At 68.6% G+C, this 25,540-nt stretch carries 20 protein-coding genes; 9 read left to right on the top strand and 11 right to left on the bottom strand.

Going from position 1 to position 25,540, the window contains the following annotated elements; translation table 11 throughout:
- The first annotated feature begins 22 nt into the window (after positions 1-22).
- From ACT53Q_RS01030 to ACT53Q_RS01005, 6 genes are all read left to right on the top strand, one after another.
- Complete coding sequence (locus ACT53Q_RS01030; RefSeq protein WP_476184804.1) at positions 23-973, top strand: FKBP-type peptidyl-prolyl cis-trans isomerase N-terminal domain-containing protein; 951 nt, start codon at positions 23-25, stop codon at positions 971-973.
- Positions 974-1,026: 53 nt separating this feature from the next.
- Positions 1,027-1,746 (top strand): FKBP-type peptidyl-prolyl cis-trans isomerase, encoded by a 720-nt coding sequence (locus ACT53Q_RS01025; RefSeq protein WP_476184803.1) that lies wholly within the window; start codon positions 1,027-1,029, stop codon positions 1,744-1,746.
- Between the two features lie 131 nt (positions 1,747-1,877).
- The gene (locus ACT53Q_RS01020) at positions 1,878-2,681 is read left to right on the top strand and encodes an FKBP-type peptidyl-prolyl cis-trans isomerase (protein ID WP_476184802.1); all 804 of its coding nucleotides are present in this window, start codon (positions 1,878-1,880) and stop codon (positions 2,679-2,681) included.
- Positions 2,682-2,784: 103 nt separating this feature from the next.
- Positions 2,785-4,137 (top strand): UDP-glucose dehydrogenase family protein, encoded by a 1,353-nt coding sequence (locus ACT53Q_RS01015; RefSeq protein WP_476184801.1) that lies wholly within the window; start codon positions 2,785-2,787, stop codon positions 4,135-4,137.
- Between the two features lie 6 nt (positions 4,138-4,143).
- Positions 4,144-4,368, top strand: coding sequence for a SlyX family protein (locus tag ACT53Q_RS01010; RefSeq protein WP_476184800.1), 225 nt, complete (start codon positions 4,144-4,146; stop codon positions 4,366-4,368).
- Positions 4,369-4,382: 14 nt separating this feature from the next.
- A complete protein-coding gene (locus ACT53Q_RS01005) occupies positions 4,383-5,057 on the top strand; it encodes a DUF2058 domain-containing protein (RefSeq protein ID WP_476184799.1) in 675 nt (224 codons plus the stop codon).
- Between the two features lie 6 nt (positions 5,058-5,063).
- Here the strand turns inward: ACT53Q_RS01005 and ACT53Q_RS01000 are convergent, their stop codons facing one another.
- The 7 genes from ACT53Q_RS01000 to ACT53Q_RS00970 all read right to left on the bottom strand — a co-directional run bounded on the left by ACT53Q_RS01000 (position 5,064) and on the right by ACT53Q_RS00970 (position 15,153).
- Positions 5,064-7,451 carry a tetratricopeptide repeat protein gene (locus ACT53Q_RS01000; protein ID WP_476184798.1) on the bottom strand — a complete coding sequence of 796 codons (2,388 nt, stop codon included), beginning with the start codon at positions 7,449-7,451 and terminating at the stop codon, positions 5,064-5,066.
- Positions 7,429-8,742 (bottom strand): hypothetical protein, encoded by a 1,314-nt coding sequence (locus tag ACT53Q_RS00995; protein ID WP_476184797.1) that lies wholly within the window; start codon positions 8,740-8,742, stop codon positions 7,429-7,431. The genes ACT53Q_RS01000 and ACT53Q_RS00995 overlap by 23 nt, the downstream gene beginning before the upstream one ends.
- Positions 8,743-8,842: 100 nt before the next feature.
- Positions 8,843-9,553 (bottom strand): hypothetical protein, encoded by a 711-nt coding sequence (locus ACT53Q_RS00990; protein WP_476184796.1) that lies wholly within the window; start codon positions 9,551-9,553, stop codon positions 8,843-8,845.
- The gene (locus ACT53Q_RS00985; RefSeq protein WP_476184795.1) at positions 9,550-10,386 is read right to left on the bottom strand and encodes an alpha/beta fold hydrolase; all 837 of its coding nucleotides are present in this window, start codon (positions 10,384-10,386) and stop codon (positions 9,550-9,552) included. The genes ACT53Q_RS00990 and ACT53Q_RS00985 overlap by 4 nt, the downstream gene beginning before the upstream one ends.
- 32 nt (positions 10,387-10,418) lie before the next feature.
- Positions 10,419-13,118, bottom strand: a complete 2,700-nt coding sequence (metH, locus tag ACT53Q_RS00980; protein WP_476185153.1) for a methionine synthase — start codon at positions 13,116-13,118, stop codon at positions 10,419-10,421.
- Positions 13,119-13,129: 11 nt separating this feature from the next.
- On the bottom strand, positions 13,130-14,227 hold the full coding sequence (locus ACT53Q_RS00975; protein ID WP_476184794.1) for a homocysteine S-methyltransferase family protein: 1,098 nt from the start codon (positions 14,225-14,227) through the stop codon (positions 13,130-13,132).
- Entirely contained in the window at positions 14,224-15,153 is a 930-nt protein-coding gene (locus ACT53Q_RS00970; protein WP_476184793.1) for an ArsR/SmtB family transcription factor, read from the bottom strand. Before ACT53Q_RS00970 ends, ACT53Q_RS00975 begins: the two co-directional genes overlap by 4 nt.
- Positions 15,154-15,229: 76 nt before the next feature.
- On the opposite strand from ACT53Q_RS00970, the gene ACT53Q_RS00965 reads away from it, so the two are divergent.
- Positions 15,230-16,462, top strand: a complete 1,233-nt coding sequence (locus tag ACT53Q_RS00965; RefSeq protein ID WP_476185152.1) for an acyl-CoA dehydrogenase family protein — start codon at positions 15,230-15,232, stop codon at positions 16,460-16,462.
- Positions 16,463-16,663: 201 nt separating this feature from the next.
- Positions 16,664-21,676 (top strand): NAD-glutamate dehydrogenase, encoded by a 5,013-nt coding sequence (locus ACT53Q_RS00960; RefSeq protein ID WP_476184792.1) that lies wholly within the window; start codon positions 16,664-16,666, stop codon positions 21,674-21,676.
- 81 nt (positions 21,677-21,757) lie between these two features.
- Here the strand turns inward: ACT53Q_RS00960 and ACT53Q_RS00955 are convergent, their stop codons facing one another.
- The 3 genes from ACT53Q_RS00955 to ACT53Q_RS00945 all read right to left on the bottom strand — a co-directional run bounded on the left by ACT53Q_RS00955 (position 21,758) and on the right by ACT53Q_RS00945 (position 23,900).
- On the bottom strand, positions 21,758-22,180 hold the full coding sequence (locus ACT53Q_RS00955; protein ID WP_476184791.1) for a hypothetical protein: 423 nt from the start codon (positions 22,178-22,180) through the stop codon (positions 21,758-21,760).
- 242 nt (positions 22,181-22,422) lie between these two features.
- A complete protein-coding gene (locus tag ACT53Q_RS00950; RefSeq protein WP_476184790.1) occupies positions 22,423-23,370 on the bottom strand; it encodes a lysozyme in 948 nt (315 codons plus the stop codon).
- Positions 23,371-23,684: 314 nt separating this feature from the next.
- On the bottom strand, positions 23,685-23,900 hold the full coding sequence (locus ACT53Q_RS00945; RefSeq protein WP_476184789.1) for a hypothetical protein: 216 nt from the start codon (positions 23,898-23,900) through the stop codon (positions 23,685-23,687).
- Between the two features lie 236 nt (positions 23,901-24,136).
- Here ACT53Q_RS00945 and ACT53Q_RS00940 point away from each other — a divergent pair, with 236 nt between their 5' ends.
- Complete coding sequence (locus ACT53Q_RS00940) at positions 24,137-24,907, top strand: NAD kinase (RefSeq protein WP_476184788.1); 771 nt, start codon at positions 24,137-24,139, stop codon at positions 24,905-24,907.
- Between the two features lie 87 nt (positions 24,908-24,994).
- Here ACT53Q_RS00940 and ACT53Q_RS00935 read toward each other — a convergent pair whose 3' ends face one another.
- Positions 24,995-25,525, bottom strand: a complete 531-nt coding sequence (locus ACT53Q_RS00935) for a hypothetical protein (protein ID WP_476184787.1) — start codon at positions 25,523-25,525, stop codon at positions 24,995-24,997.
- Positions 25,526-25,540 lie beyond the last annotated feature (15 nt).

Below are 25,540 nucleotides of genomic sequence, written 5' to 3'. Positions count from 1 at the left end.
CGACCGTTTCCCGGAGAGTTCGATGAGTGTGCGTGTGCGCGGCCTGGCCGCCTGGATGGCGGCCCTGCTGCTGTCGTTGTGGAGTGCAGGTCTGGCGTTTGCGGACGACAAGGCCGTGCCGACGTCGGACCGGGATCGCGTGAGCTACATGATCGGTGCCGATGTCGGCCGCTCGATCGCCAGTTCCGGCCCGGACATGGATTTCGCCGCGTTCGAGCGCGCCATCCGCAATGCCTTTTCCGGTGGTCAGCCGCTGCTGTCCGACGAGGAATCGCGCACGGTCGGCACCGCGCTGATGCAGCGCATCGCCGAGCGCAACGGCCGTCCGGTGCCGGGCTTGCCGCCGGGTGCCCGCCCGCCGGCGGTGGCGAAGGACAAGGTCGGCCTGATGGTCGGCACCGACGTCGGCCGCTCGCTGGCGCCGATCAAGGACGAGATCGAGATGCCGGTGTTCCTGCAGGCGGTGCGCACGCTGATGGCGTCCGGGAAGCCGCTGCTGAGCGAGGCCGACATGGACCGCATCCGCGCCGATTTCTCCAAGCGGATGGATGCCCGCGAGAAGGAACGCGCCGCGAACGCGGGCCGCCGCAACGCCGAGGCCGGCGCCGCGTTCCTGGCGAAGAACCGCACCGAGAAGGGCGTGATCACCACCGCGTCCGGCCTGCAGTACCGCGTGCTGCGCCAGGGCAACGGCCCGCGCCCGCGGCCCAGCGACCGCGTCCGCGTGCACTACCGCGGCACGCTGCTGGACGGCACCGTCTTCGACAGTTCGTACGATCGCGGCCAGCCGGTCGAGTTCGCGCTGAGCCAGGTCATCGCCGGCTGGACCGAGGGCCTGTCGCTGATGCCGGTGGGCGCGAAGTACCGCTTCTGGATCCCCGCGTCGATCGCCTACGGCGAGCGCGGCAGCCCGCCCACCATCGGCCCGAACGCGACGCTGACGTTCGACGTCGAACTGCTCGACATCCCCTGACGCCGGCGCCTGCCGTGCCTTTCCTTCCGATCCCCCGACCCGAACGGATTCCGATGACTCCTCGCAACCAAGCCCTGTCCGGCGCGCTGCTCGCCCTCGCGACCGCCGCCACCGCCGCTCCCGTCCTGGCCGCCGGTCCGGCCGCGCCCGCGCCCCTGACCACCGACAAGGACAAGGTCAGCTACATGATCGGCCTGGACATCGGCAAGTCGCTGAAGCCGATCCACGACGAAGTCGACCTGGCCGTGCTCAAGCGCGCCATCGACGACGTCCTCGCCGGGCGCACGCCGCAGCTCAACGAGACCGACGCCGCCGCCACGATGCAGGCCTTCAGCCAGCGGATGCAGGCGAAGCAGGCCGCCGACCGCAAGGTCGAACTCGACCGCAACCTCGCCGCCGGCAAGGCGTTCCTCGCCGAGAACGGCAAGAAGCCGGGCGTGGTGACCACCGCGTCGGGCCTGCAGTACCAGGTGCTGACCGCGGGCACCGGTCCGAAGCCGGCCGCCGGCGCCAACGTGCGCGTGCACTACCGCGGCACGCTGCTGGACGGCACCGTCTTCGACAGTTCCTACGATCGCAACGAGCCGGCCGAATTCGGCCTGGGCGCGGTGATCCCGGGCTGGACCGAAGCGCTGCAGTTGATGCCGGTCGGCAGCAAGTACAAGCTGTGGATCCCGCAGGACCTGGCCTACGGCGAGCAGGGGACGCCCGGCGGCCCGATCCCGCCCGGCAGCACGCTCGTCTTCGAGGTCGAACTGCTCGGTCTGCCCTGATTCATTCGGATCCGTCCGCCACGATCCGGTCGTCCCGGATCCCCATGCGCCACCCGACACCCGACACCCGCATTCCCCCGACAACCATCGCGCCGCCGCTGCGGCGAACAGCCACCCAGGAGCCCTTGTTGATGAACGTTTCGCGCAATCTCACCCTCGCCGTCGGCATCGCGACCTGCGCGCTCGCGCTCGCCGCCTGCAAGCCGATCGACAAGAACGCCGCCGACGCCGGCAAGGACGCCAAGTCCGCGGAAGCCGGCAAGGACGGCAGCGCGCTGAACGTGCCCGAGCTGCCGACCGAGAAGCAGCAGGTCAGCTACATGATCGGCATGGACATCGGCAAGTCGCTGAAGCCGATGAAGGACGACATCGATCTGGCCACCATCCAGCGCGCCATCGGCGACATGATGGCCGACAAGAAGCCGCTGCTGAACGACGAGCAGGCGATGAAGGTCATGCAGGCCTTCGCCGTGAAGATGCAGAAGAAGCAGGAAGCGGAGATGGCCAAGAAGCAGGCCGAAGCCGCGGAGCAGGGCAAGAAGAACCTCGCCGCCGGCGAGAAGTTCCTCGCCGAGAACGGCAAGAAGCCGGGCGTGGTGACCACCGCCTCGGGCCTGCAGTACCAAGTCGTCACCGAGGGCAAGGGTCCGAAGCCGAAGGCCTCGGATTCGGTCAAGGTGCATTACGTCGGCACGCTGCTGGACGGCACCAAGTTCGACAGCTCGTACGATCGCAAGGAGCCGGCGCAGTTCGTGCTGAACTCGGTGGTGCCGGGCTGGACCGAAGCGCTGCAGCTGATGCCGGTGGGCAGCAAGTACAAGCTGTGGATCCCGGCGAAGCTGGGCTACGGCGAGCAGGGCACCCCGGGCGGCCCGATCCCGCCGAACGCCACGCTGGTGTTCGAGGTCGAGCTGATCGAGATCGTCAAGCCGTAATCGCACGTCCGCGCCCGGGGCGTCGCCGCCGGCGATGTCCCGGGCGCATCGCGTTCGCAGTCGCAACACACAAGCAACAGCACAAGCATCCAGCGAGGCCCGCATGCGCGTCACGATCTTCGGCACCGGCTACGTCGGCCTGGTGACCGGAACCTGCCTGGCCGAGGTCGGCCACCACGTGGTCTGCGTCGACATCGACACGGCCAAGATCGAGGGCCTGCGCAACGGCGTGATCCCGATCTACGAGCCCGGCCTCGAACCGATGGTCAAGGCGAACTTCGCCGAAGGCCGGCTCGAATTCACCACCGACGCCGCCTCGGCGATCGCGCACGGCGACGTGATCTTCATCGCCGTCGGCACCCCGCCCGACGAGGACGGCAGCGCCGACCTGCAGTACGTGCTGGCGGTGGCGAAGACGATCGGCACGCACCTCGCGCGCCCGGCCGTCGTCGTCGACAAGTCGACCGTGCCGGTCGGCACCGCCGACAAGGTGCGCGCGGCGATCGGCGCGGCGCTGGCCGCGCGCGGCGCCGACGTCGTCTGCGACGTGGTGTCGAACCCCGAATTCCTGAAGGAAGGCGCGGCGGTCGAGGACTGCATGCGCCCGGACCGCATCGTGATCGGCGCCGACAGCCCGGCGGCGATCGAGAAGCTCAAGCGCCTGTACGCGCCGTTCAACCGCAACCACGAGCGGATCGTGGTGATGGACGTGCGCTCGGCCGAGCTGACCAAGTACGCCGCCAACGCGATGCTGGCGACCAAGATCAGCTTCATGAACGAGATCGCGAACATCGCCGAGCGCGTGGGCGCGGACATCGAGATGGTGCGCCAGGGCATCGGTTCCGACCCGCGCATCGGCTGGCACTTCATCTACCCGGGCGCCGGCTACGGCGGCTCGTGCTTCCCGAAGGACGTGCAGGCGCTGGCGCGCACCGCGCAGCAGGTCGGCTATCGCGCCGAGCTGCTGGACGCGGTGGAGTCGGTGAACCATCGCCAGAAGGAACACCTGTTCGAGCTGATGGTCCGCCACTACGGCGACGCCGGCGCGCTGCGCGGCAAGACGCTGGCGGTGTGGGGCCTCGCGTTCAAGCCGAACACCGATGACATGCGCGAGGCGTCCAGCCGCACGCTGCTGCAGCTGCTGTGGGACGCCGGCGCCACCGTGCGCGCGTTCGACCCCGAGGCCGGCCACGAGGCGCGGCGCATCTTCGGCGAGCGCGACGAATTGGTGCTGTGCGAGCAGGCCTCGCAGGCGCTGCAGGGCGCCGATGCGCTGGTCGTGGTCACCGAGTGGAAGCAGTTCCGCAGCCCGGATTTCGCGAAGCTGAAGGCGGCGCTGCGCGACGGCGCCGTGTTCGACGGCCGCAATCTCTACGACCCGGCCGACGTCGAGGCCGCGGGCCTGGCGTACTACGGCATCGGCCGCGGGCGCTCGATCCTCGTCGCGGCGCGCTGACCGGCCATGTCCGCCGACGACACCGATCTGCAGGCGCGCATCGTCGAACTGGAAACGCGGCTCGCGTTCCAGGAGCAGGCGCAGGCCGAGCTCAGCGACGCCTTGGCCGCGCTGCGCAACGAAGCCGCGCGCAGCGCCGACCTGCTGCGCCGCGTGCTCGAAGACCTCAAAACCCACCGTGGCGACCTGATGGCCGATCCGGCCAGCGAGCCGCCCCCGCCGCACTACTGACGCTGCCTGCCGCCATGAGCGACTCTCTCCGCGACCAATTGCTGGGACTCGGCTTCAAGCCCGCCCCCAAGCCCGAGAAACCCGCCCGGCCGCCGCAGGCGCCGCAGCGCCCGGCTGGCGCACGTCCGCAGGGGCAGGCGCAGGGCCGCCCCGGTCCGGGCGGCAAGCCGCAGCCGCAGCGCGGCGCGCCGTCGAAGGGCGGTGCCCCGCACAAGGGCGCGCCGCACAAGAGCGGCGCGCAGGCGCAGAAGCCGCGCACCCGCGAGGAGATCGACCTCGCCAAGGCCTACGCCATCCGCGCCCAGCGCGAGAAGGAAGAGCGCATCGAGGCGGAGCGCGTGAAGCAGGAAGAAGCCCGCCTGCGCCGCGAGGCCAAGGCGAAGCTCGCCGAGTTCGTGAAGGACAAGGGCCTGAACGACGCCGCGGCCGACATCGCCCGGCATTTCCCGTACGGCGGCAAGATCAAGCGCATCTACGTCAACGCAGAACAGCTGAAGGCGCTCAACGCCGGCGACCTCGGCGTGGTCCAGCTCGACGGCCGTTACCTGCTCGTGACCGCCGCGGTGCTGACCGAAGCCGAGGCGATCTTCGCCCCGGCCGTCGCGCTGAAGGTCGATCCGAACGCGACAGCCGAAGAAGACCCCTACGCCGATCCGCAGTATCAGGTACCGGACGATCTGGTGTGGTGAGTCAATTCACGACGGTGGCGCAGGGTCTGCTTTTCCAGCAATGAGGCCTTCGATTTCTGACAGCCTTTGCCTGTAATTCGCTACCATCGGAAAACGCTGCGTCAGGTCGCGGTAGAGGGCGGTCGCCTCCGCAAGTGTCGTTTGATCGTTTTGCGGCAGACTGCCGAGGTTGATCAATCCAACACCCAGATCATTTAAGGCTTCGGGGGTACCGCCGAGGCGGTCGATGAGTTGGCGGCGGATCTCCAGGCTTTCGCGGTAGACCCGCTCGGCCTGCGCCCAGTCGCCTTCCGCGCTAGCGACCCGTCCGATGTTGTTGAGTAATATCGAGAGATCGCGCAGGGCTTCGGGGGTGCTGCCAAGGCGGTCGATGAGTTGGCGGCTGATCTCCAGGCTCTCGCGGTAAACCCGCTCGGCCTGCGTCCAGTCGCCTTGCGCGCTGGCGATCCGTCCGACGTTGTTGAGCGCAATCGAGAGATCGCGCAGGGCTTCGGGGGTGCTGCCGAGGCGATCGATGCGTTGACGGCGAATCTCCAGGCTCTCGCGGTAGACCCGCTCGGCCTGCGCCCAGTCGCCTTGCGCGCTGGCGACCTGTCCGACGTTGTCGAGCGAAATCGAGAGGTCGCGCAGGGCTTCGGGAGTGACGCCGAAGCGGTCGATGCGCTGGCGGCGGATCTCCAGGCTTTCGCGGTAGACCCGCTCGGCCTGCGCCCAGTCGCCTTGCGCGCGGGCGACTGACCCGACGTTGTCGAGCGAAATGGAGAGATCGCGCAGGGCTTCGGGGGTGCTGCCGAGGCGATCGATGCGTTGGCGGCGAATCTCCAGGCTCTCGCGGTAGACCCGCTCGGCCTGTGCCCAGTCGCCTTGCGCGCGGGCGACCCGTCCAACGTTGTCTAGTGCGATGGAGAGATCGCGCAGGGCTTCGGGGGTGCCGCCCAGCCGGTCGATGAGTTGGCGGCTGATCTCCAGGCTCTCGCGGTAAACCCGCTCGGCCTGCGCCCAGTCGCCTTGCACGCGGGCAAGCTGTCCGACGTTGTCCAGTGCGACGGAGAGATCGCGCAGGGCTTCGGGGGTGCCGCCGAGGCGGTCGATGAGCTGGCGGCTGATGTCCAAGCTTTCGCGGTAGACCCGCTCCGTTTGCGCCCAGTCGCCTTGCGCGCTGGCGACCCGTCCGACGTTCTCCAGTGAGACGGAGAGATCGCGCAGGGCTTCGGGGGTGCCGCCGAGGCGGTCGATGAGCTGGCGGCTGATGTCTAGGCTCTCGCGGTAGACCCGCTCGGCCTGCGCCCAGTCGCCTTGCGCGCTGGCGACCTGTCCGACGTTGTCGAGCGAAATCGAGAGGTCGCGCAGGGCTTCGGGGGTGCTGCCAAGGCGGTCGATGAGTTGGCGGCTGATCTCCAGGCTCTCGCGGTAAACCTGCTCGGCCTGCGCCCAGTCGCTTTGCGCGCGGGCGACCCGTCCGACGTTCTCCAGTGAGACGGAGAGATCGCGCAGGGCTTCGGGGGTGCCGCCGAGGCGGTCGATGAGCTGGCGGCTGATCTTCAGGCTCTCACGGCAGACCCGCTCGGCCTGCGCCCAGTCGTCCTGCGCGCGGGCGACCCGTCCGACGTTGTCCAGTGCGGCGGAGAGATCGCGCAGGGCTTCGGGTGGGCCGTGATCAGTGATCCGGGACTCTGCGATGTCGCATGCTTGACGAGCCACGTCCATGGCATCTGCCGGCCTGCCGGCCGCGAGCAGTTCTTCGATCGCCGGCTGCGAAAGCGGCAGGAAAACGCGTTCCGGTGCCGAGTCCAGGATGGCGCTGCGCCATTCGTCGAAAGCCGGCGTCCCGTGTGAGACCACCGCGTTGCCTTCCTGCTGACGTTCGAGGGCCTGTGGCAAGTCCACGGCCTGATGGCGTCCATCCGCGCGCAGAAGGTGACTGGCCGCGCGGATGTGCCACAAATCCGGAGCCATCGCGGCCACCTCGGCACGTCCCGAGGTAGGCAGCACCAGGATGAGCGGGCGTTTGAGGTCCCGTTCCAGCAGGAAACGACGTTCGTTGATGCGGGCGATGAATCGCCGACGCGCGGCATTCCACTGATCGTCCGCGGGATGTCGCTGCAGGCCGTACCAGATGGCGCCGGGGTGTCGAGTACGTTCGGTCAGACTGCCGACCAGTGCATCCACCGCGCGTTCCGGGGCGGCGACGAAATCTTCCGCAACCTCGAACCGCTGCAACGGTCTGTCCGCCAGCGTCAGTTGTGCATCCAGCCACGTGGCCAAGCGCAGTGCCGGACCGACATCGGCAAACAGGAACATCAGCGAAAAAACATTCGGCTGCCACTCCAGATGCCGCAGCACATGGGTCGCGACGTCTTCGGTCGCGGCGTCAAACGGTTCGATTTCGTCCATGGGCATCGACGACTTCGCGCAACAATGGGTGGATGTCGTACCAGTTGTCGCCGTTGCGATAATTCAGCACCAACCGATTGTCGAGGAAGTGCGCCAGCGTAGGCAGGTCGGCATCCGAGGCGAGGCAGGTCTCGTGACTGTCTGTGATCCGTTGCAGCCATGCCAGATGATCGGCAGGAATCGGCAGCATCTCGCCACGAACACTGTTTTCCGCCGACTTGGCCGCCGGCTCGGACAAGGGGAGTTGAGCGTCATCGCGGACCGCCGGCAGGCACAATCGAATCAGACGAAAGAACTCCCTCAGATCGCCGCCCGAACTCAGGGCGAGGCGGTCCAGTGATTCGGATGTGAAAATTGTGGTCCAGTCGGGAAAGCGTCGATCGATCACGGTGCGCATCAATGCCAACCCGGCCGGATCAGACTCGCGACTGCGGTTCAAGTAGATGTGCGCGCTCACCAGTCGCCTGGTGGCGGCGCCACCCATCAACAACCCGGCACCTGAAGCAAGTACGGAGAGATACGGCGGTATCGTGTAGACGGTGTGCAGATAGGGGATGCGCAGGTGTTCTGCATGACCGAAAAACAGATTCCGGACGCTTTCGTAGACACGCATGGCTTCTTCGCCGACGCCACGGATACGTTCGACCGAGTCCACGAGCAAAACGACCTTTCGTGCAGGATCATGCTCCCTGTCTCGAACGAAACGCACGGCCTCTGCGATGAATTCATGGGCCTCGCGTACCAGTTGCGCGACATGGCCGCGCATGCGTTGCTGGACTTGCTGCTTGAAGTCCGGATCATTCTTGAGTGACGCCTTGAGTTCGACGCCGGCGATCGTGGTGCCGAACTCTTCGATCTCGACTCTGGATTGAAGGAAATGCGCGAGTCGATCCCAGTAGCTGCGGTTTCCCGGGCAAGCGTGGTAACGCTCTTCGATCTTTTCCGACATGGCGCCTCCAAGCGACATGAGGAAGTCGGTGATTTCCACTTCCTTGGTCAGCAGAAGGTACTCGGAGAGATCGGCATACAAGACGATGCAGCCCAATTCTTCGAGGCGCTGCTTGAGGCGCTTGAGTTCGGTGCTCTTGCCTGTACCGCGCTGGCCGGTGAACAGGCAGACGCCGCCGCCTCTTTGCCAGTCGATCTCGTTCGCGATTTCCTCCACGGCATCGTGTTCCGGATCCCGATTGAAGCCCTCGACATAGGCCGGGTCACCGGGCTCTAGGACGCGATCCTGCAGCGCGTCGTAGAACAATCCGAGTTTTTGGCGGTTCGCTTGGGACAGGGCCATGAGACGACTTCCGAACTGTTTCGGGGATTGTCGGCCGGACATGGGGGGGAGGCAAGCCGTATTCCAGTGGGGCGCTCTTTGCCCCTGCTTGGTCCGTCATTCAGGGCAGCAGCTCATCCACCGGCATGCTCAACAGCGCCTTCGTGCGTCCGGCGATGCGGCGCAGGCGGGAGACGCCGAGGTCGCGGACCAGTCGGTGCGCGTGGTGCGGCAGCGGGGTGGTGGCGATGTCGTGCGGGGAGATGTTCTTGCCGGTGACGCCGGGCAGCAGGTCGATGCCGGCCGCGGCGTAGCAGTGCTGCACCATCGCCGAGCAGTACAGCGCGCCTTCCTTCGACAGCAGGTTGTCGCGCTGGCGCAGGCGCGTGCTGTGCATCGCCAGCAGCGTCCCGACGAGTTCGCTCAGCGAGTAGTGGTGCAGGCCCGACAGCAGGTCGAGCGCGGCCGTCATCACGCGCTGTGTCTGCGCGGTGTCGAGGCCGAAATCCAGCACCGCGATGTTCGGGAACGCCTCGGCGTCGTAATAGCGCGACAGCCGGTTCTCCTGCACGCCCAGCCGCATCTGCCGGGTGCGCAGGTCGAGGTCGGATTCGATCACCCACCAGTGGCCGTCGCTGCGCTTCTCGCCGAAGAGGAACGCGTGCGACCACAGGCTGCGGTGGCCGTCGGCGGTCAACGGCGCCTGCGCCTTGCGGATGAGCTTGCTGATCCATTCGTCGCCGGTGCACAGTCCGATGCGTCCCGGCGCCGCGTGCTTCAGCAGGAAGGCCTCGTTACCGCGGTCGTCGTCGTCGATGTCGGGTTCGCTCATGCGCGCTGCCGTTCGTGGAGGTCGATGTCGGCGTCCGTGCGCATGCCGTCGATGGCCGCGCGGATCAGCCGGGCGGTCTCGTCGGGGTGTTCCATCGGGAACAGGTGACTGCCGTCGATCCACGCCAGCCGCGATCCCACCGCGGCGCGCGTGGCGGCGAGGCCGACGCTGCGCAGTTCGCGCGAACGGCGGCCGCCGATGAAGGCGATCGGCACCCGCAGCCGCGTCGCCGCGGCCGCGACGCGGGCGGTCGGCAGTGAGCGGTAGATGCGGAATTCGACGTCGCGATCGAACAGCAGCGTGCGGCCGCCGCGACCGTCGGGCAGGGTGCCGTGCGCGGCGTAGTCGCGCAGCACCCGCGGGTCCCAGCGCGCGAACATGGCCTTCGCGGCGTAATGCGCATGCGCGGCGTCGACGTCGGACCAGTGGTGGCGGCGCTGGCGCGTGGCCTCCAGCGGCATGAACCAGCGGTCCAGCCCGGTCGCGCGGCCCACGCGCACCGCCGCGGCGCTGACGCCGGCGATGATCGGCGAATCCAGCAGCACGATCCCGGACACCCGCGGCTGCAGGCGCTCGGCGGCGAGCACGCTGAGGTAGCCGCCCAGCGAATGCCCGACCAGCCACAGCCGCTCGCCGGTGCGCGGCAGCGCGTTGACGAATTCGACCAGCTCGTCGACCAGATGCGGCCAGCCCACCGTCGGCGGGCGCACCGGATCGTGGCCGAAGCGCAGCACGCCGGTGCCCTCGAACTCCGGGCGCAGCGCATCCAGCACCTGCCGGTAGACCGGCAGCGGGAAACCGTTGGCGTGGGAGAGGACGAGGGTATCGGGCACGGCGGGCGGAGCGGGGCGCGCGGGCGGCGCCGTCACTCCGGATCGTAATCCAGATTCGACGCCAGCCAGCGTTCGGCCTGCGCCAGTGACACGCCCTTGCGGCGGGCGTAGTCCTCGACCTGCTCCTTCGACACCCGGCCGACCACGAAATACTGGCTCTTCGGGTGGCTGAAGTAGTAGCCCGACACCGCGGCGGTGGGCAGCATCGCGAAGTTCTCGGTCAGCGACATGCCCGCATGTCCGGGCGCATCGAGCAGCTGGAACAGCGTCGCCTTCTCGCTGTGCTCGGGGCAGGCGGGATAGCCCGGCGCCGGGCGGATGCCGCGGTAGCTCTCGGCGATCAGCGCGTCGTTGTCCAGGGCCTCGTCCGGCGCGTAGCCCCAGAACTCGGTGCGCACGCGCAGGTGCAGGCGTTCGGCGAAGGCTTCGGCCAGGCGGTCGGCCAGCGCCTTGAGCAGGATCGCGTTGTAGTCGTCGTGGTCGGCCTCGAAGCGCGCCACGTGCGGCTCGATGCCCAGCCCCGCGGTGACGGCGAACGCGCCGATCCAGTCCTGCCGGCCCGAATCCTGCGGCGCGATGAAGTCGGCGAGGCAGAAGTCCGGGCGGTCCGCCGGCTTGTCGACCTGCTGGCGCAGGAAGTGCAGCGTTTCCTCGCGGCCATCGACGGTGATGCGGACGTCGTCGCCGACGCTGTTCGCCGGCCACAGCCCGAACACGCCCTTCGCGGTCAGCCAGCGCTCGTCGACGATCTTCCGCAGCATCGCCCGCGCGTCGCGGTACAGGTCGCGCGCCTGGGGGCCGACGACGGCGTCGTCGAGGATCGCCGGGAACTTGCCGGCGAGTTCCCAGGCGCTGAAGAACGGCGTCCAGTCGATGCAGTCCACCAGCTCCTGCAGCGGGTAGTCGTCGAGCACGGTCAGGCCGGGCTTCAGCGGCGCGGGCGGGACGTAGGTGTCCCAGCCGCCGTCGAAGCGCTGCCCGCGGGCCTTCTCCAGCGACACCAGCCGCTTGCCGTCGCCCTTGTTGCGATGGCGCGCGCGGATCTCGGCGAAGTCGCCGTCGTTGGCGGCGACGAAGGGCGTGCGCAGGTCGGGCGAGATCAGCGACTGCGCCACGCCCACCGCGCGCGAGGCGTCCTTCACCCACACGGTCGGCGCCTGGTAGTGCGGATCGATCTTCAGCGCGGTGTGCGCACGCGACGTCGTGGCGCCGCCGATCAGCAGCGGCGTGGCGAAGCCCTGGCGCTGCAGTTCGCGGGCGACGTGGCTCATCTCCTCCAGCGACGGCGTGATCAGGCCGGAGAGGCCGATCAGGTCGGCGTTCTCTTCCTTCGCGCGGTCGAGGATGGTCTGCGCCGGCACCATCACGCCGAGGTCGACCACGTCGAAGTTGTTGCAGGCCAGCACGACGCCCACAATATTTTTGCCGATGTCGTGCACGTCGCCCTTCACCGTCGCCAGCACGATCTTGCCGTTGGACTTGCCGGCGTCGCCGGTGCGTGCCTTCTCGGCTTCGATCCAGGGCAGCAGCCAGGCCACGGCCTTCTTCATCACCCGCGCCGACTTCACCACCTGCGGCAGGAACATGCGGCCGGCGCCGAACAGGTCGCCGACCACGTTCATGCCGTCCATCAGCGGGCCTTCGATCACGTCCAGCGGACGCGACGCGGCAAGGCGCGCTTCCTCGGTGTCGGTGTCGATGTACTGGTCGATGCCGTGCACCAGCGCGTGGGTCAGGCGTTCGCGCACCGGCTTGCTGCGCCAGGCGAGGTCTTCGACCTTCTTCTCGCCCTTCTTGCCCTTGAACCGGTCAGCGATGGCGAGCAGGCGTTCGGTGCCGTCGGCGCGACGGTTCAGCACCACGTCCTCGACGCGCTCGCGCAGTTCGGGGTCGAGGTCGTCGTAAAGCGGCAGCGCGCCGGCGTTGACGATGCCCATGTCCATGCCCGCGCGGATCGCGTGGTACAGGAACACGACGTGGATCGCCTGGCGCACCGGTTCGTTGCCGCGGAACGAGAACGACACGTTGGACACGCCGCCGGAGACATGGCTCAGCGGGAAGCGCTTCTTCAGCTCGCGCGTGGCCTCGATGAAATCCACGGCGTAGCGGTCGTGCTCCTCGATGCCGGTGGCGATCGCGAACACGTTCGGGTCGAAGATGATGTCTTCGGGCGGGAAGCCGATCGTCTCGGTCAGCAAGCGATACGCGCGGCTGCAGATCTCGACCTTGCGCTCGCAGGTGTCGGCCTGGCCTTTCTCGTCGAACGCCATCACCACCACGGCTGCACCGTAGCGGCGTACCAGCCGTGCCTGGCGCAGGAATTCGGCCTCGCCTTCCTTCATCGAGATCGAGTTGACGATGCCCTTGCCCTGCAGGCATTTCAGGCCGGCTTCGATGACGCTGAACTTCGAGCTGTCGACCATCACCGGGATGCGGGCGATGTCCGGCTCGGCGGCGATCAGGTTGAGGAACTCGACCATCGCCTTCTCGGAATCCAGCATGCCCTCGTCCATGTTGACGTCGAGCACCTGGGCGCCGTTCTCCACCTGCTGGCGCGCCACCACGACGGCCTCGTCGAGGCGGCCTTCGAGGATGAGCTTCTTGAACTGCGCCGAGCCGGTGACGTTGGTGCGCTCGCCGACGTTGACGAAGTTCGTCTGCGGCGTGATCACCAGCGGTTCGAGGCCGCTGAGGCGGGTGAAGCGGGGGAGGGAAGCGATTGCGTCGTCCATGCGCTGCGCGTTCATGCGGCTTCGGCACCGGTGTCGGGGAGGGCGCGCGGCGGCAGGCCGGCCATGGCCTGGCCCATCGCGCGGATGTGGTCGGGCGTGGTGCCGCAGCAGCCGCCCACGAGGTTGAGCAGGCCGGACGCGGCGAATTCGCGCAGCACCGCGGCCATGTCCTCGGGCGTCTCGTCGTAGCCGCCGAAGGCGTTGGGCAGGCCGGCGTTCGGATGCGTGCTCACGTAGGCGTCGGCGACTTGCGCCAGCACGTCGACGTGGGCGCGCAGGTCCTTCGCGCCGAGCGCGCAGTTCAGGCCGATCGCCAGCGGCCGCGCGTGGCGCAGCGAGTACCAGAACGCTTCGGCGGTCTGCCCGGACAGCGTGCGCCCGGAGGCGTCGGTGATCGTGCCGGAGATCATCACCGGCAGCCGCTCGCCGCGGGCCTCGAACGCTTCCTCGATCGCGAACAGCGCGGCCTTGGCGTTGAGCGTGTCGAACACGGTCTCGACCATCAGGATGTCGGCGCCGCCGTCGATCAGGCCGTCGGCGGCCTCGCGGTAGGCGACGCGCAGTTCGTCGAACGAGATCGCGCGGAAGCCGGGGCGGTTCACGTCCGGGCTGATCGACGCGGTGCGGCTGGTCGGGCCGAGCACGCCGATGACGTAGCGCGGCTTCGACGGATCCTTCGCCTCGGCGGCGTCGCAGGCCTCGCGGGCGAGGCGGGCGCCGGTTTCGTTCAACTCGCGCGCGAGGTGCTGCAGCCCGTAATCGGCCAGGGAGATCGTGGTCGAGTTGAAGGTGTTGGTCTCGAGCAGGTCCGAGCCTGCTTCGAGGTAGGCGTCGTGGATGCCGCGGATGATCTCCGGGCGGGTCAGCGACAGCAGGTCGTTGTTGCCTTTCTGGTCGCGGCTGCAGCCGCAGCCGGGGGCGTGCGTGTGGTCCGCGGCCGCCTGGGCATCGTAGCCGTCGGCGAAGCGGGTGCCGCGATAGTCGGCTTCCTGCAGTTCGTGGCGCTGGATCATCGTGCCCATCGCGCCGTCCAGCAGCAGGATGCGGCGACGGAGGTCGGCTTCGAGCCGGGCGACGCGCGCGGGGTCGCGCCAAGGCAGAGTCTTCATGGTTTCCTCCCGATCAGCGCGATGACCTCGAAGTGCGGCGGTCGCTTCTCGCGCGTGACGGTTTCCGTGGTGGCGATCTCCAGCCCGGCCTTCTCCATGAACTTGCGCAGTTCGCGGTCGGAGAAGCCCAGGTTGACGTGTCCGTAGGCCTCGACCGCGGCGCGATGCTCGTGCCGGGCGAGGCTGCTCAGCAGCAGTCGGCCGCCGGAGCGCAGCACGCGCGCGGCCTCGGCGACGGCCACCGCCGGGCGGCTGGCGTAGGTGAGGGCGTGCATCAGCACGACCAGGTCGAAGTGGCCGTCCTCGAACGGCAGCGCGTGCATGTCGCCCTCGCGCACGGCCACGTGCTCGAACCGGCGCAGGCGGTCGCTGGCGGCGGCGACCACGCGGGCGCTGGCGTCGACGCAGACGTATTCCTGCGAGTGCGGCGCCAGCAGTTCGGCCAGCACGCCGTCGCCCGAGGCGATGTCCAGCACCCGGCCCGGGGCCAGCAGCGGCAGCGCCGAGCGCGCCAGCGCCTCCCAGGTGCGGCCGGGCGAGTAATGGCGCTCCATGTCGCCGGCCACGCTGTCGGCCCAGTTGGCGTCGGCGGCGCGGGCGGCGAGCACGCCGGGGATGCGTTCCTCGTCCTGGCGCAGCAGCGGGTCGTCGCTGCCCTCGCGCAGGGTGCGCCACAGCGCGCGCTGCGGCTCGTCCAGGCCGGTGTCCTCGAAGCGGTAATAGGCCGAGACGCCGGCGCGGCGGTCGCGCACCAGCCCGGCGTCCTTCAGCCGCGCCAGATGGGTCGAGACGCGCGGCTGGGCCAGCCGGGTGATCGACGACAGCTCGGCCACGGTCAGTTCCTCGCGTTCGAGCAGCGCCAGCAGGCGGACGCGGGTGGCGTCCGCCAGCACCTTCAAACGGGCCGACCAGGCTTCGAGATCCATCGTGCAGGCCTCATATCTCAATATCGCGATACAAAGATGATTGTCCGCCCCCGGGCGGCCCGCGGTCAAGCCTGCGATGCCGGTGCTGGGGTTGGACGAGGGCCGCGGCTACAATGCTGTTTTCGATTTCATCGACGAGGATGCGCCCGTGGATTTCCGCTTCACCGAAGAGCAGTTGATGATTCAGGATGTCGCCCGCCGCATCGCGCAGGAGAAGATCGCGCCGAGCGCCGAGCACCATGACCGCACCGGCGAATTCCCGCTCGACAACATCCGCACCCTGGGCGAGGCCGGCCTGATGGGCATCGAGGTGCCGGCCGAATACGGCGGCGCCGGCATGGACCCGGTCAGCTACGTGCTGGCCATGATCGAGATCGCCGAGGCCGACTGCGCGCACTCGACCATCGTGTCGGTCAACAATTCGCTTTTCTGCAACGGCATCCTGAAGTTCGGCACCGAGGCGCAGAAGCAGCTGTACGTGCGCGCCATCGCCGAGGGCCGCGAGATCGGCGCCTTCGCGCTGACCGAACCGCAGTCCGGCTCCGACGCCACCGCCATGCGCTGCAAGGCGGTGAAGCAGGCCGACGGCACCTACGTCATCAACGGCAAGAAGAGCTGGATCACCTCCGGCCCGGTCGCCAAGTACATCATCCTGTTCGCCATGACCGACCCGTCGAAGGGCGCGAAGGGCATCACCGCGTTCATGGTCGACACCGCCAAGCCGGGCTTCCACCGCGGCAAGACCGAACCCAAGCTCGGCATCCGCGCTTCGGCCACCTGCGAGATCGAGTTCCAGGATTACGTCGCCACCGCCGACGAAGTGGTGGGCGTGGAAGGCGAGGGCTTCAAGATCGCGATGGGCGTGCTCGACGCCGGCCGCATCGGCATCGCCTCGCAGGCGGTGGGCCTGGCGAAGGCGGCCTACAAGGCGGCGGTGGCCTACGCCAAGGAGCGCAAGAGCTTCGGCCAGCCGATCGGCAGCTTCCAGATGATCCAGGCCAAGATCGCCGACATGAAGTGCCGTCTCGATGCGGCCGAGATCCTGACCCTGCGCGCGGCCTGGACCAAGGCGCAGACCGACCGCAACGGCGGCCGCTTCAGCACCGAGGCGTCGGTCGCCAAGCTGACGGCGTCCGAAGCCGCGATGTTCATTACCCACCAGGCGCTGCAGATCCACGGCGGCATGGGCTATTCCAAGGAAATGCCGCTGGAACGCTACTTCCGCGACGCCAAGATCACCGAGATCTACGAAGGCACCAGCGAGATCCAGCGGCTGGTGATCGCCCGCAACGAGACCGGGCTGCGCTGATGACCCTGCGGCCCGGCGCCGCCGTTCCGCTCCGGCAGGCCGCGCCTCGCGGCCGACGCCGGGGCGGCGGGCGCCCGGGTCGTCTCTCCGTTCCAACGTCCCCCACGACGTCCCCGGACGCCGACGCCTGCGTGCGACCGGCGCCTGCCTGCTCCGCCACCGGAACGCGCCCGTCCCGGCGCACCACGGACCGCCCCTGACATGACCAAGAAAACCTCCGCCGCCGGCGCGCAGAAAGCTGCCCGCTCTCCCGCCCGTTCCGCCGCCGCTGCCCGCCAGGGCCGCTCCCCGCAGGGACTGCTCGCGCCGATCCTCGATGCCGTCCGCCACCGCGCCGGCAAGGGCCGCCAGGACGCCGCCGCCGACTTCGCCGCCGCGTTCTACCAGCGCCTGAGCGAGGACGAACTGCCGGCGCATTCCGCCGACGCCTGGGCGGCGCTCGCCGGCGACATCCTCGAATTCGTGCGCCTGCGCAAGCCGGGCACCGCCAACGTGCGGCTGTTCAACCCGACCGCGGCCAGGCACGGCTGGGAATCGCCGCACACCGTGCTGCAGATCGTCAACGACGACATGCCGTTCCTCGTCGACTCGGTGACGATGGCGCTGGCCGAACGCGGCATCGGCGTGCACGTGCTGGGCCATCCGATCGTGAAGCTGCAGCGCGACAAGGCCGGCCGCCTCACCGGCGTGGGCGAAGGCCATGCCGAATCGATCATGAGCCTGGAGATCGACCGCCAGTCGGCGGCCGACGCCGCCGAGATCGAGACTGCGATCCGCGGCGTGCTCGCCGACGTGCGCACGATCGTCGAGGACTGGCCGACGATGCGCGAGCGCATGCTCGCCATCACCGAGGACCTGGGCAAGCGGCCGATGCCGATCGGCGACGCCGCGCGCGCCGAGGCGCAGGAATTCCTGCGCTGGGCCGCCGCCGACCACTTCACCTTCCTCGGCTACCGCGAATACCGCGTGAAGCGCCAGGGCGGCGAGGACGTGCTGGCCGCCGACGTGAAGACCGGCCTCGGCCTGCTGCGCACCCAGGACGCCGGCAAGCCGCGTCCGCTCGGCACGCTCGCCGCGCACGACATGCAGCAGTCGGGCCAGGTCGACCCGCTCATCCTCACCAAGACCAACGCGCGCGCCACCGTGCACCGTCCGGGCTACATGGACTACATCGGCGTGCTGAGCTTCGACGCCGACGGCCGCCCGGTGGCGGAACAGCGCTTCATCGGCCTCTACACCTCCGGCGCCTACACCCGCCGTCCGTGGGAAATCCCGCTGGTGCGCGAGCGCCACGACCAGGTGATGGCGCGCTCCGGCCTGTCGATCAACAGCCACAGCGGCAAGGCGCTGCGCCACATCCTCGAGAAGCTGCCGCGCGACGAACTGTTCCAGGCCAGCGAGGCCGAACTGTTCGCGCTCGCCACCGGCGTGCTGAACCTGCAGGAGCGCGTGCGCAGCCGGCTGTTCCTGCGGCACGATCGCTACGGCCGCTTCTACTCGGTGCTGGCCTACATCCCGCGCGATCGCTACAACACCGAGATGCGCCTGCGCATCGAGACGATGCTCAAGGACGTGATGCATTCGGATCGCGTCGACTCCACGATCCAGCTCGGCGATTCTCCGCTCGCGCAGCTGCACATGCTGGTGCGTCCGCGCAAGGGCGAGGCCGTCGATGTCGACGCTGCACGCCTCAACGCGCACCTCGCCGCCATCGTCCGCAACTGGCAGGACAGCCTGCGCGAACAGCTGGTGACGCGCCACGGCGAAGAACACGGCCTCGCGCTCGCCAACGGATTCGGCCGCGCGCTGCCGGCGGGCTACATCGAGAAGGCCTCGGTCGCGATCGCCGCCGACGACGTCGCGCAGCTGTCCGCGCTCACGCCCGAGCACGACCTCAGCCTCAGCCTCTACCGCGATCCCGACGGTGGCCTGCGCTTCAAGTTCTATCGCCTCAACGACGACATCCCGCTGTCCGACGCGCTGCCGATGATGGAGAACATGGGCCTGCGCGTGATCGCGGAGCACCCGTTCCGGATCGAATCCGCCGGCACCGTCGCCTACATCCAGGACTTCGAGGTCGAGGTCGCCCGCGGCGACATCGACGTGAACGACCTCGACGAGACGTTCGAGGACGCGTTCGGCCAGATCTGGCGTGGCAACGCCGAGAACGACGGCTTCAACGGCCTCATCCTGGCCGCGAACCTGTCGTGGAAGCAGGTGTCGATGCTGCGCGCGTACTGCAAGTACCTGCTGCAGCTGGGCGTGCCGTTCTCGCAGAGCTACGTCGAGGAAACCTTCGCGCGCTACCCGATCCTCGCGCGCCTGCTGACCGAGCTGTTCGAGGCGCGCTTCGACCCGGCCACCGGCAGCGAGTCGAAGGCGCAGATCAAGGCCGGCGCCGATTTGTTCCGCAAGCAGTTGACCGCGCTCGCCGGCGGCGACGCCGCGGTACTGGCGGCGGTGGAGCCGGTGATCGCCGCCCGCGCCGCGAAGCGCAACGTGCAGGTCGACGCGGCCCGCGCCGCGATCACCGCGCTGCTCGATCGCGTCTCCAGCCTCGACGAGGACCGCATTCTGCGCAGCTTCGTCGGTGCGATCGAGGCCACGCTGCGCACGAACTACTACATCACCTACCGCAGCGGCCGCTACCGGGACGGCCTGCGCGCCGACGGCGGCCCGGCCGACTACCTCAGCTTCAAGTTCGATTCGTCGAAGGTGCCGGACCTGCCGAAGCCGCGTCCGTTCCGCGAGATCTTCGTGTGCGGCCCGCGCGTCGAAGGCGTGCATCTGCGCTTCGGTCCGGTCGCGCGCGGCGGCCTGCGCTGGTCCGATCGCCGCGAGGACTTCCGCACCGAGGTGCTGGGCCTCGTGAAGGCGCAGATGGTGAAGAACACCGTGATCGTGCCGGTCGGCTCGAAGGGCGGCTTCTTCTGCAAGCAGTTGCCCGACGCGGCGACGAACCGCGACGCGTGGTTCGCCGAAGGCGTGGCCTGCTACAAGCGCTTCATCAACGGCCTGCTCGACATCACCGACAACATCGCCAACGACGGCCGCATCGTGCCGCCCGACGAAGTGGTGCGCCACGACGGCGACGACCCGTACCTCGTCGTCGCCGCGGACAAGGGCACGGCCACGTTCTCCGACATCGCCAACGGCATCGCGCGTTCGCACGGCTTCTGGCTGGACGACGCCTTCGCCTCCGGCGGTTCGGTCGGCTACGACCACAAGGGCATGGGCATCACCGCCCGCGGTGGCTGGGAGTCGGTCAAGCGCCACTTCCGCGCGATGGGCCGCGATTCGCAGACCGCCGACTTCACCTGCGTCGGCATCGGCGACATGTCCGGCGACGTGTTCGGCAACGGCATGTTGCTGTCCGAACACATCCGCCTGCTGGCCGCGTTCGACCACCGGCACATCTTCCTCGACCCGAACCCGGACGCCGCGATCTCGTTCAAGGAACGCGACCGCCTGTTCAAGCTGCCGCGTTCGAGCTGGGACGACTACGACAAGGCGCTGATCAGCCAGGGCGGCGGCGTGTATCCGCGCTCGGCGAAGGCGATCCCGCTGTCGCCGGAGATCAAGGCCGCGCTCGGCATCGCCACCGATGCCGCGTCGATGAGCCCGATGGAGCTGATGAACGCGATCCTGAAGGCGCCGGTCGACCTGCTGTGGAACGGCGGCATCGGCACCTACGTGAAGGCGTCGAGCGAAACCCACGCCGACGTCGGCGACCGCGCCAACAACGGCCTGCGCGTCAACGGCAACGAGCTGCGCTGCAAGGTGGTGGGCGAGGGCGGCAACCTCGGCCTGACCCAGCTCGGTCGCGTGGAGGCCGCGCTGTCGTCGGGCGTGTTGCTCAACACCGACTTCATCGACAACTCGGCGGGCGTGGATACCTCGGACCACGAGGTCAACATCAAGATCCTGCTGAACGGCGAGGTCCGCAAGAAGAAGCTGACCATGCCCGAGCGCAACACGCTGCTCGCGGCGATGACCGACGAAGTCGCGGGGCTGGTGCTCAACGACAACTACCGCCAGAACCAGGCGCTGAGCCTCATGCAGCGCATGAGCCGGACCCGCCTGGGCTCGAAGCAGCACTTCATCCGCACGCTGGAAGCGCAGGGCCTGCTCGATCGCCAGATCGAGTTCCTGCCGTCCGACGCGGAGATCGCCGACCGCAAGGCCCGCGGCCTGGGCCTGACCCGGCCCGAGCTGTCGGTGCTGCTGTCGTACGCGAAGCTGGTGGCGTACCAGCAACTGCTCGATTCGGACGTGCCGGAAGATCCGTACCTGTCGAAGGAGCTGGTCCGCTACTTCCCGCAGCCGCTGCAGAAGAAGTACGAGAAATCGATGCAGCAGCACCGGCTGAAGCGCGAGATCATCGCCACCGCGGTGACCAACTCCACGATCAACCGCATGGGCGCGACGTTCCTGTTGCGCATGACCGAGGACACCGGCCGCACGCCGGCCGAGGTCGCGAAGGCGTTCACCATCGCCCGCGAGACGCTGGACGCGCGCGACCTGTGGGCCGAGATCGACGCGCTCGACGGCAAGGTGCCGGAGTCGGTGCAGGTCGATGCGCTGCAGGTGATCTGGACGCTGCAGCGCTCGATGACGCGCTGGCTGCTGTCGCGGCCGGGCGCGATCCCGGGCATCACCGTGGCGGTCGAGCGCTACCACGACGGCTTCCGCGAAGTGCGCGCGGGCAAGGACATCCTGCCGGAGTCGATGCGCCCCGCCTACGACGCGTCCTACGCCGACTGGAAGGCCAAGGGCCTGCCCGAGGCGCTGGCGAAGCAGCTGGCGGCGCTGCCGTACCTGGAATGGTGCTGCGACATCATCGAAGTGGCGCGCGCGCGCAAGCTCAAGGCCGTCGACGTGGCGAAGGCGCACTTCCGCCTCGGCCAGGCGCTGCAGCTGCCGTGGCTGTACCAGCAGATCGACGCACTGCCGGTGGACGGTCGCTGGCACGCGGTCGCGCGCGGCTCGCTGCGTGACGAACTCGCGGCGCAGCAGCGCCAGCTGACGATGCAGGTGCTGGAAGCGACCGGTGCGACCGCCGACGCGAAGCTGGCGCACTGGATCGGCCGCGACGATGCGGCGCTGCGCTTCACCCTCGGCATGCTGTCGGAACTCGCGGCGCAGAAGTCGCTGGACTACCCGACCGCTTCGGTGGCGGTGCGTCGCCTGTCGATGCTGTCGCAGGAAGGCTGACGCACGCGCGTCAGGATCGACGAAAGGCGCCGGCATCGTCCGGCGCCTTTCGTTTTCGCGGGAACGACGCGGATGCGTTGCCTACAGCGGCGAATCGTAGGTGACCACGCCGCTGGCGGGCGCGATGATCTGGGTGCAGACCCACATCGTGTAATAACTGTGCGTCACCGGGTTGTACCAGGTGACGAGCTTCCAGCGGACGCAGATGCCGCCGTTGTTCAAGGATTGCGACGGTTCCGGGGCATCCGGCGTGGACTGGATCCCGATGCCCTGCGCGACGAGGTCGAGGCCGGCGGGCGCGCCGTTCTCGACAAGCAGGCTCTTCATGATCGCGGCATCGCCGGCCCTCGCGGCCACGACGAAATCGGTGCTGCGCATGGCGCGCGCGAAGGCATTCTGCGTGGCGGCCTGCTCGCCGGGCGTGAGCGCGGACGCTGCGGCGACGCCGGTGATCATGGTCAGGGCCAGTACACCGCTGGCGAGCAAAGGATTGCGACGGGACATTTCACACCTCCGTATGCAAAGGGAAGCGAGCCCCATGCCTTTGCGCGGGCGGGATGCCGGTCGCGGCGGCAAGCCCGCCCTCCGGACGCTACGCCGAGCGCATCCGGACGGGTGTGATCGGGGTCACGGCTCCTGGGCCGTCATGACGGACGGGCATGCCCATCGGAATGGACATGCCCGCCGCAGATTGCGCGAGCGATCATCGTTCTTCGACGATCGACGATCGCCTGCGCGGGACGGCATCAGCTGCCGCGCGCCAGCACCACCAGGCGGTCGTAGGCGCCGTTGAAGGTGTTCTGGTCGCCCGGGAAGGTGCCGGAATCGGCGAACTGCCAGAACGTGTAGTAGCCCCACGCATACGGCAGGGTGCCGACGCTGGTGGAGTAGCGGGCGACCCACAGCGGACTGGTCGCGCTGAAATTGCCCGACGTGCCCACGCAGGTCGACCACCAGCTGGTGCTGGTGTAGATCACCGGATAGCGGCCGGTGCGGGTCTTGTAGCGGCTGCTGAAGGACGAGATCCACGCCGCCATGCCGCTCTTGCTCAGGCCGTAGCAGGTCGCGCCGTAGGGGTTGTATTCCATGTCCAGCGCGCCGGGCAGGGTCTTCGCGTCCGCGGACCAGCCGCCGCCGTGGTTGACGAAGTAGTCGGCCTGGGTGGCGCCGGTGGTGGTGTCCGGACGGGCGAAGTGGTACGCGCCGCGGATCATGCCGACGTTGTACGAGCCGTTGTACTGCTGCGTGAAGTACGGATTGGTGTAGTACGTGCCTTCGGTCGCCTTCACGTAGGCGAAGCGCGCGCCCTTGGAGTACGCGGACGACCAGTTCACGTTGCCCTGGTAGCCGCTGACGTCCATGCCGGCGACCGAGCCGGCCTTGGTGATCGTGTGCAGCATGCCGCCGCGCATGAAGGGCTTGAGCTCGCGCAGGCGGATCTGCGAGCCCATCGGATGGTCGTTGGCGACGATGTAGGTCGCGACGGCGGTCGGGATCTCGGGATTGAGCTTGTCCAGCCAGTCGGCTTCGACGCCCGGCGCGGGCGCGGCTTCGGCGGGCGCCTGCGGGGTTTCGTACGACGCGCGCGGCGCCTGCCGCGGCGCGGCCGTGGCGGTGGCGAGGGTCAGGACGGCGAGCGCGACGAACAGGGTCGTGCGCGCCGGAGCGACGCGCGACGAGGGGTGTGACGACATGCGGTATTCCTCCGTGAAGACATCAGGGACCGACGCGCCCTGGAGAGGGCGTCGGCGGGTGTCGTTGCGATGCGCGCGTCGGGGGAGAAGTCCGTGGGGTGCCCGAGGCGCTTCCTGAAGATAGGGGACAGGTGTCCCCGGGTTCTGTGACGGGAATCGTTTTCCTGATGAGAACCCTGCTGGAATGTTCTCGATAACAACGCCGGTCACGTTTTCCGGGGCGCGAGAGAGGGCGCCAAAGCCTGGAGAGGCTGGGTCGCGCGCGGGCATGCCGGGCGCACAGGCGTCGCACGAGCGGCGTCTGCAGGAAGCGGTCAGGGCTGCAGAGGCTCGCTCGGCGCGGATCGAACGGCACCTTCTTCGTGGTTTCCGGAGATTCCCGGGAAAGCCAGTTCGTGCATCGACACCGCGAAGGCATCCTGCACGACCCGCCATGCGTCATCGTCGGGCATCGCCTGCGCGGACGACGTGATCGCGACAGCGGACAGCACGGCGGGCAGCGCGAACGTCACGAGAATGCGCAGCCACATCCTCCGTCTCCTCATGTCGTGATCGCGCGGGTGGCGATGGACGCCAGGTCCGCGTCCGGTGGTCGACCTTCCTGTCGAAACCCGCGTGCGATCGCGAGCCGCACCTTCGGCGTATGCGTGGGGAAACGCGGCGCACGCGCTTCGACGTGACGCCGCCGCCAACGCATGTGGCGTGAGGATGATTCCAGTATATTTCCCGCATCACGGACTCGCGGACGACGTCCGGAGCGCTCTCCATGCCCCCCGCACGCAAGATCGCCTTCCTCGCAAGTCCCATTCCCGATGCGCAGGCCGTGCGCGCCGCACTCGTCGAGCGCCACGGGCACCACGCCCCGGAGGACGCCGACGTGCTCTGCGCACTCGGCGGCGATGGCTTCATGCTGCAGACGCTGCATCGCCTCGGTGGCCTCGGGCGGCCGGTGTACGGCATGAAGCTCGGCACCGTCGGCTTCCTGATGAACCAGTACGGCGACGACGACCTGCTCGCGCGCCTCGACGCCGCCGAACCCGCGGTGCTGCGCCCGCTGGAGATGCATGCGCACACCGAATCCGGCGCGACCGTGGTGTCGCTGGCGTACAACGAAGTGTCGCTGCTGCGCCAGACGCGGCAGGCGGCGCACATCGGCATCGAACTCAGCGGCCGCAATCGTCTCGACGAACTGATCTGCGACGGCGTGATGGTCGCGACCTCTGCCGGCAGCACCGCCTACAACTATTCGGCCGGCGGTCCGATCCTGCCGCTGGGCAGCGGCGTGGTCGCGCTGACGCCGATCGCGCCGTTCCGGCCGCGGCGCTGGCGCGGCGCGCTGCTGAAGGCCGACACCGAAGTGCGCTTCCGCGTGCTCGATCCCTACAAGCGCCCGGTCAGCGCCACCGCCGATTCGCACGAAGTCCGCGACGTGGTCGAGGTCGCCGTGCGCGAATCCCGCGACCGCACCGTGACCCTGCTGTTCGACCCCGAGCACAACCTCGAGGAACGGATCCTCAGCGAGCAGTTCGTGGCGTGAGGCAGTGGTTTCCAGCGCATGCGGCCCGGCATGCAGGCAGGTCGGGACCGCTGTCATCCAGGATGCCGTGATGGCGCGGCACTCTCGTCATGGCGGATCACCGGGAATCCATCGGCGTCTTCCGGGCCGGCGCGGCCGCCATTTCCTCCGCGCGGCAAGCGATTGCCCCTTCCACCGACGCAGCAGGTGATCGGCATCGTCGTTCGCGAGGCGGCGATCTTCCGTCAGCCACCAGACCAGACAGATGCCGAAATGCGCGAATCGCTCGAACGCATCCGGCGGCAGTTCGAGGTCGTCGTCCGGCCAGCCGATGATCCAGCGCCGACCCCGATCGATTGTCTCGACATGGATGGGAAGATTGCCGCCGAGAATGGCGTTCTGCAGAGTGGCATTCGCCTGCCGGCCTCGCGCCACCACGACCACCGAGGCGGTGCGACATGTGAAACGGCAGACGGCAGCGTCGCAATCGCGCAGCCGGCGCAGGACAGAACGAACGGAGACATGGGGCAGGCGCGTCGTAGCGCGCGGGTCGGGTCGCTTGGCATGCGACCGTGCGAGCATGCATGCCCGTGTCGATGCGCGCAACTGCGCGTGCACGGCGCAGACGGCTTGGCGCATCTCGTCGCCTGCGAC

The sequence above is a fragment of the Lysobacter sp. DMC97 genome (genome assembly GCF_056313745.1).
This window is presented reverse-complemented; position numbering and strand designations above follow the sequence as displayed.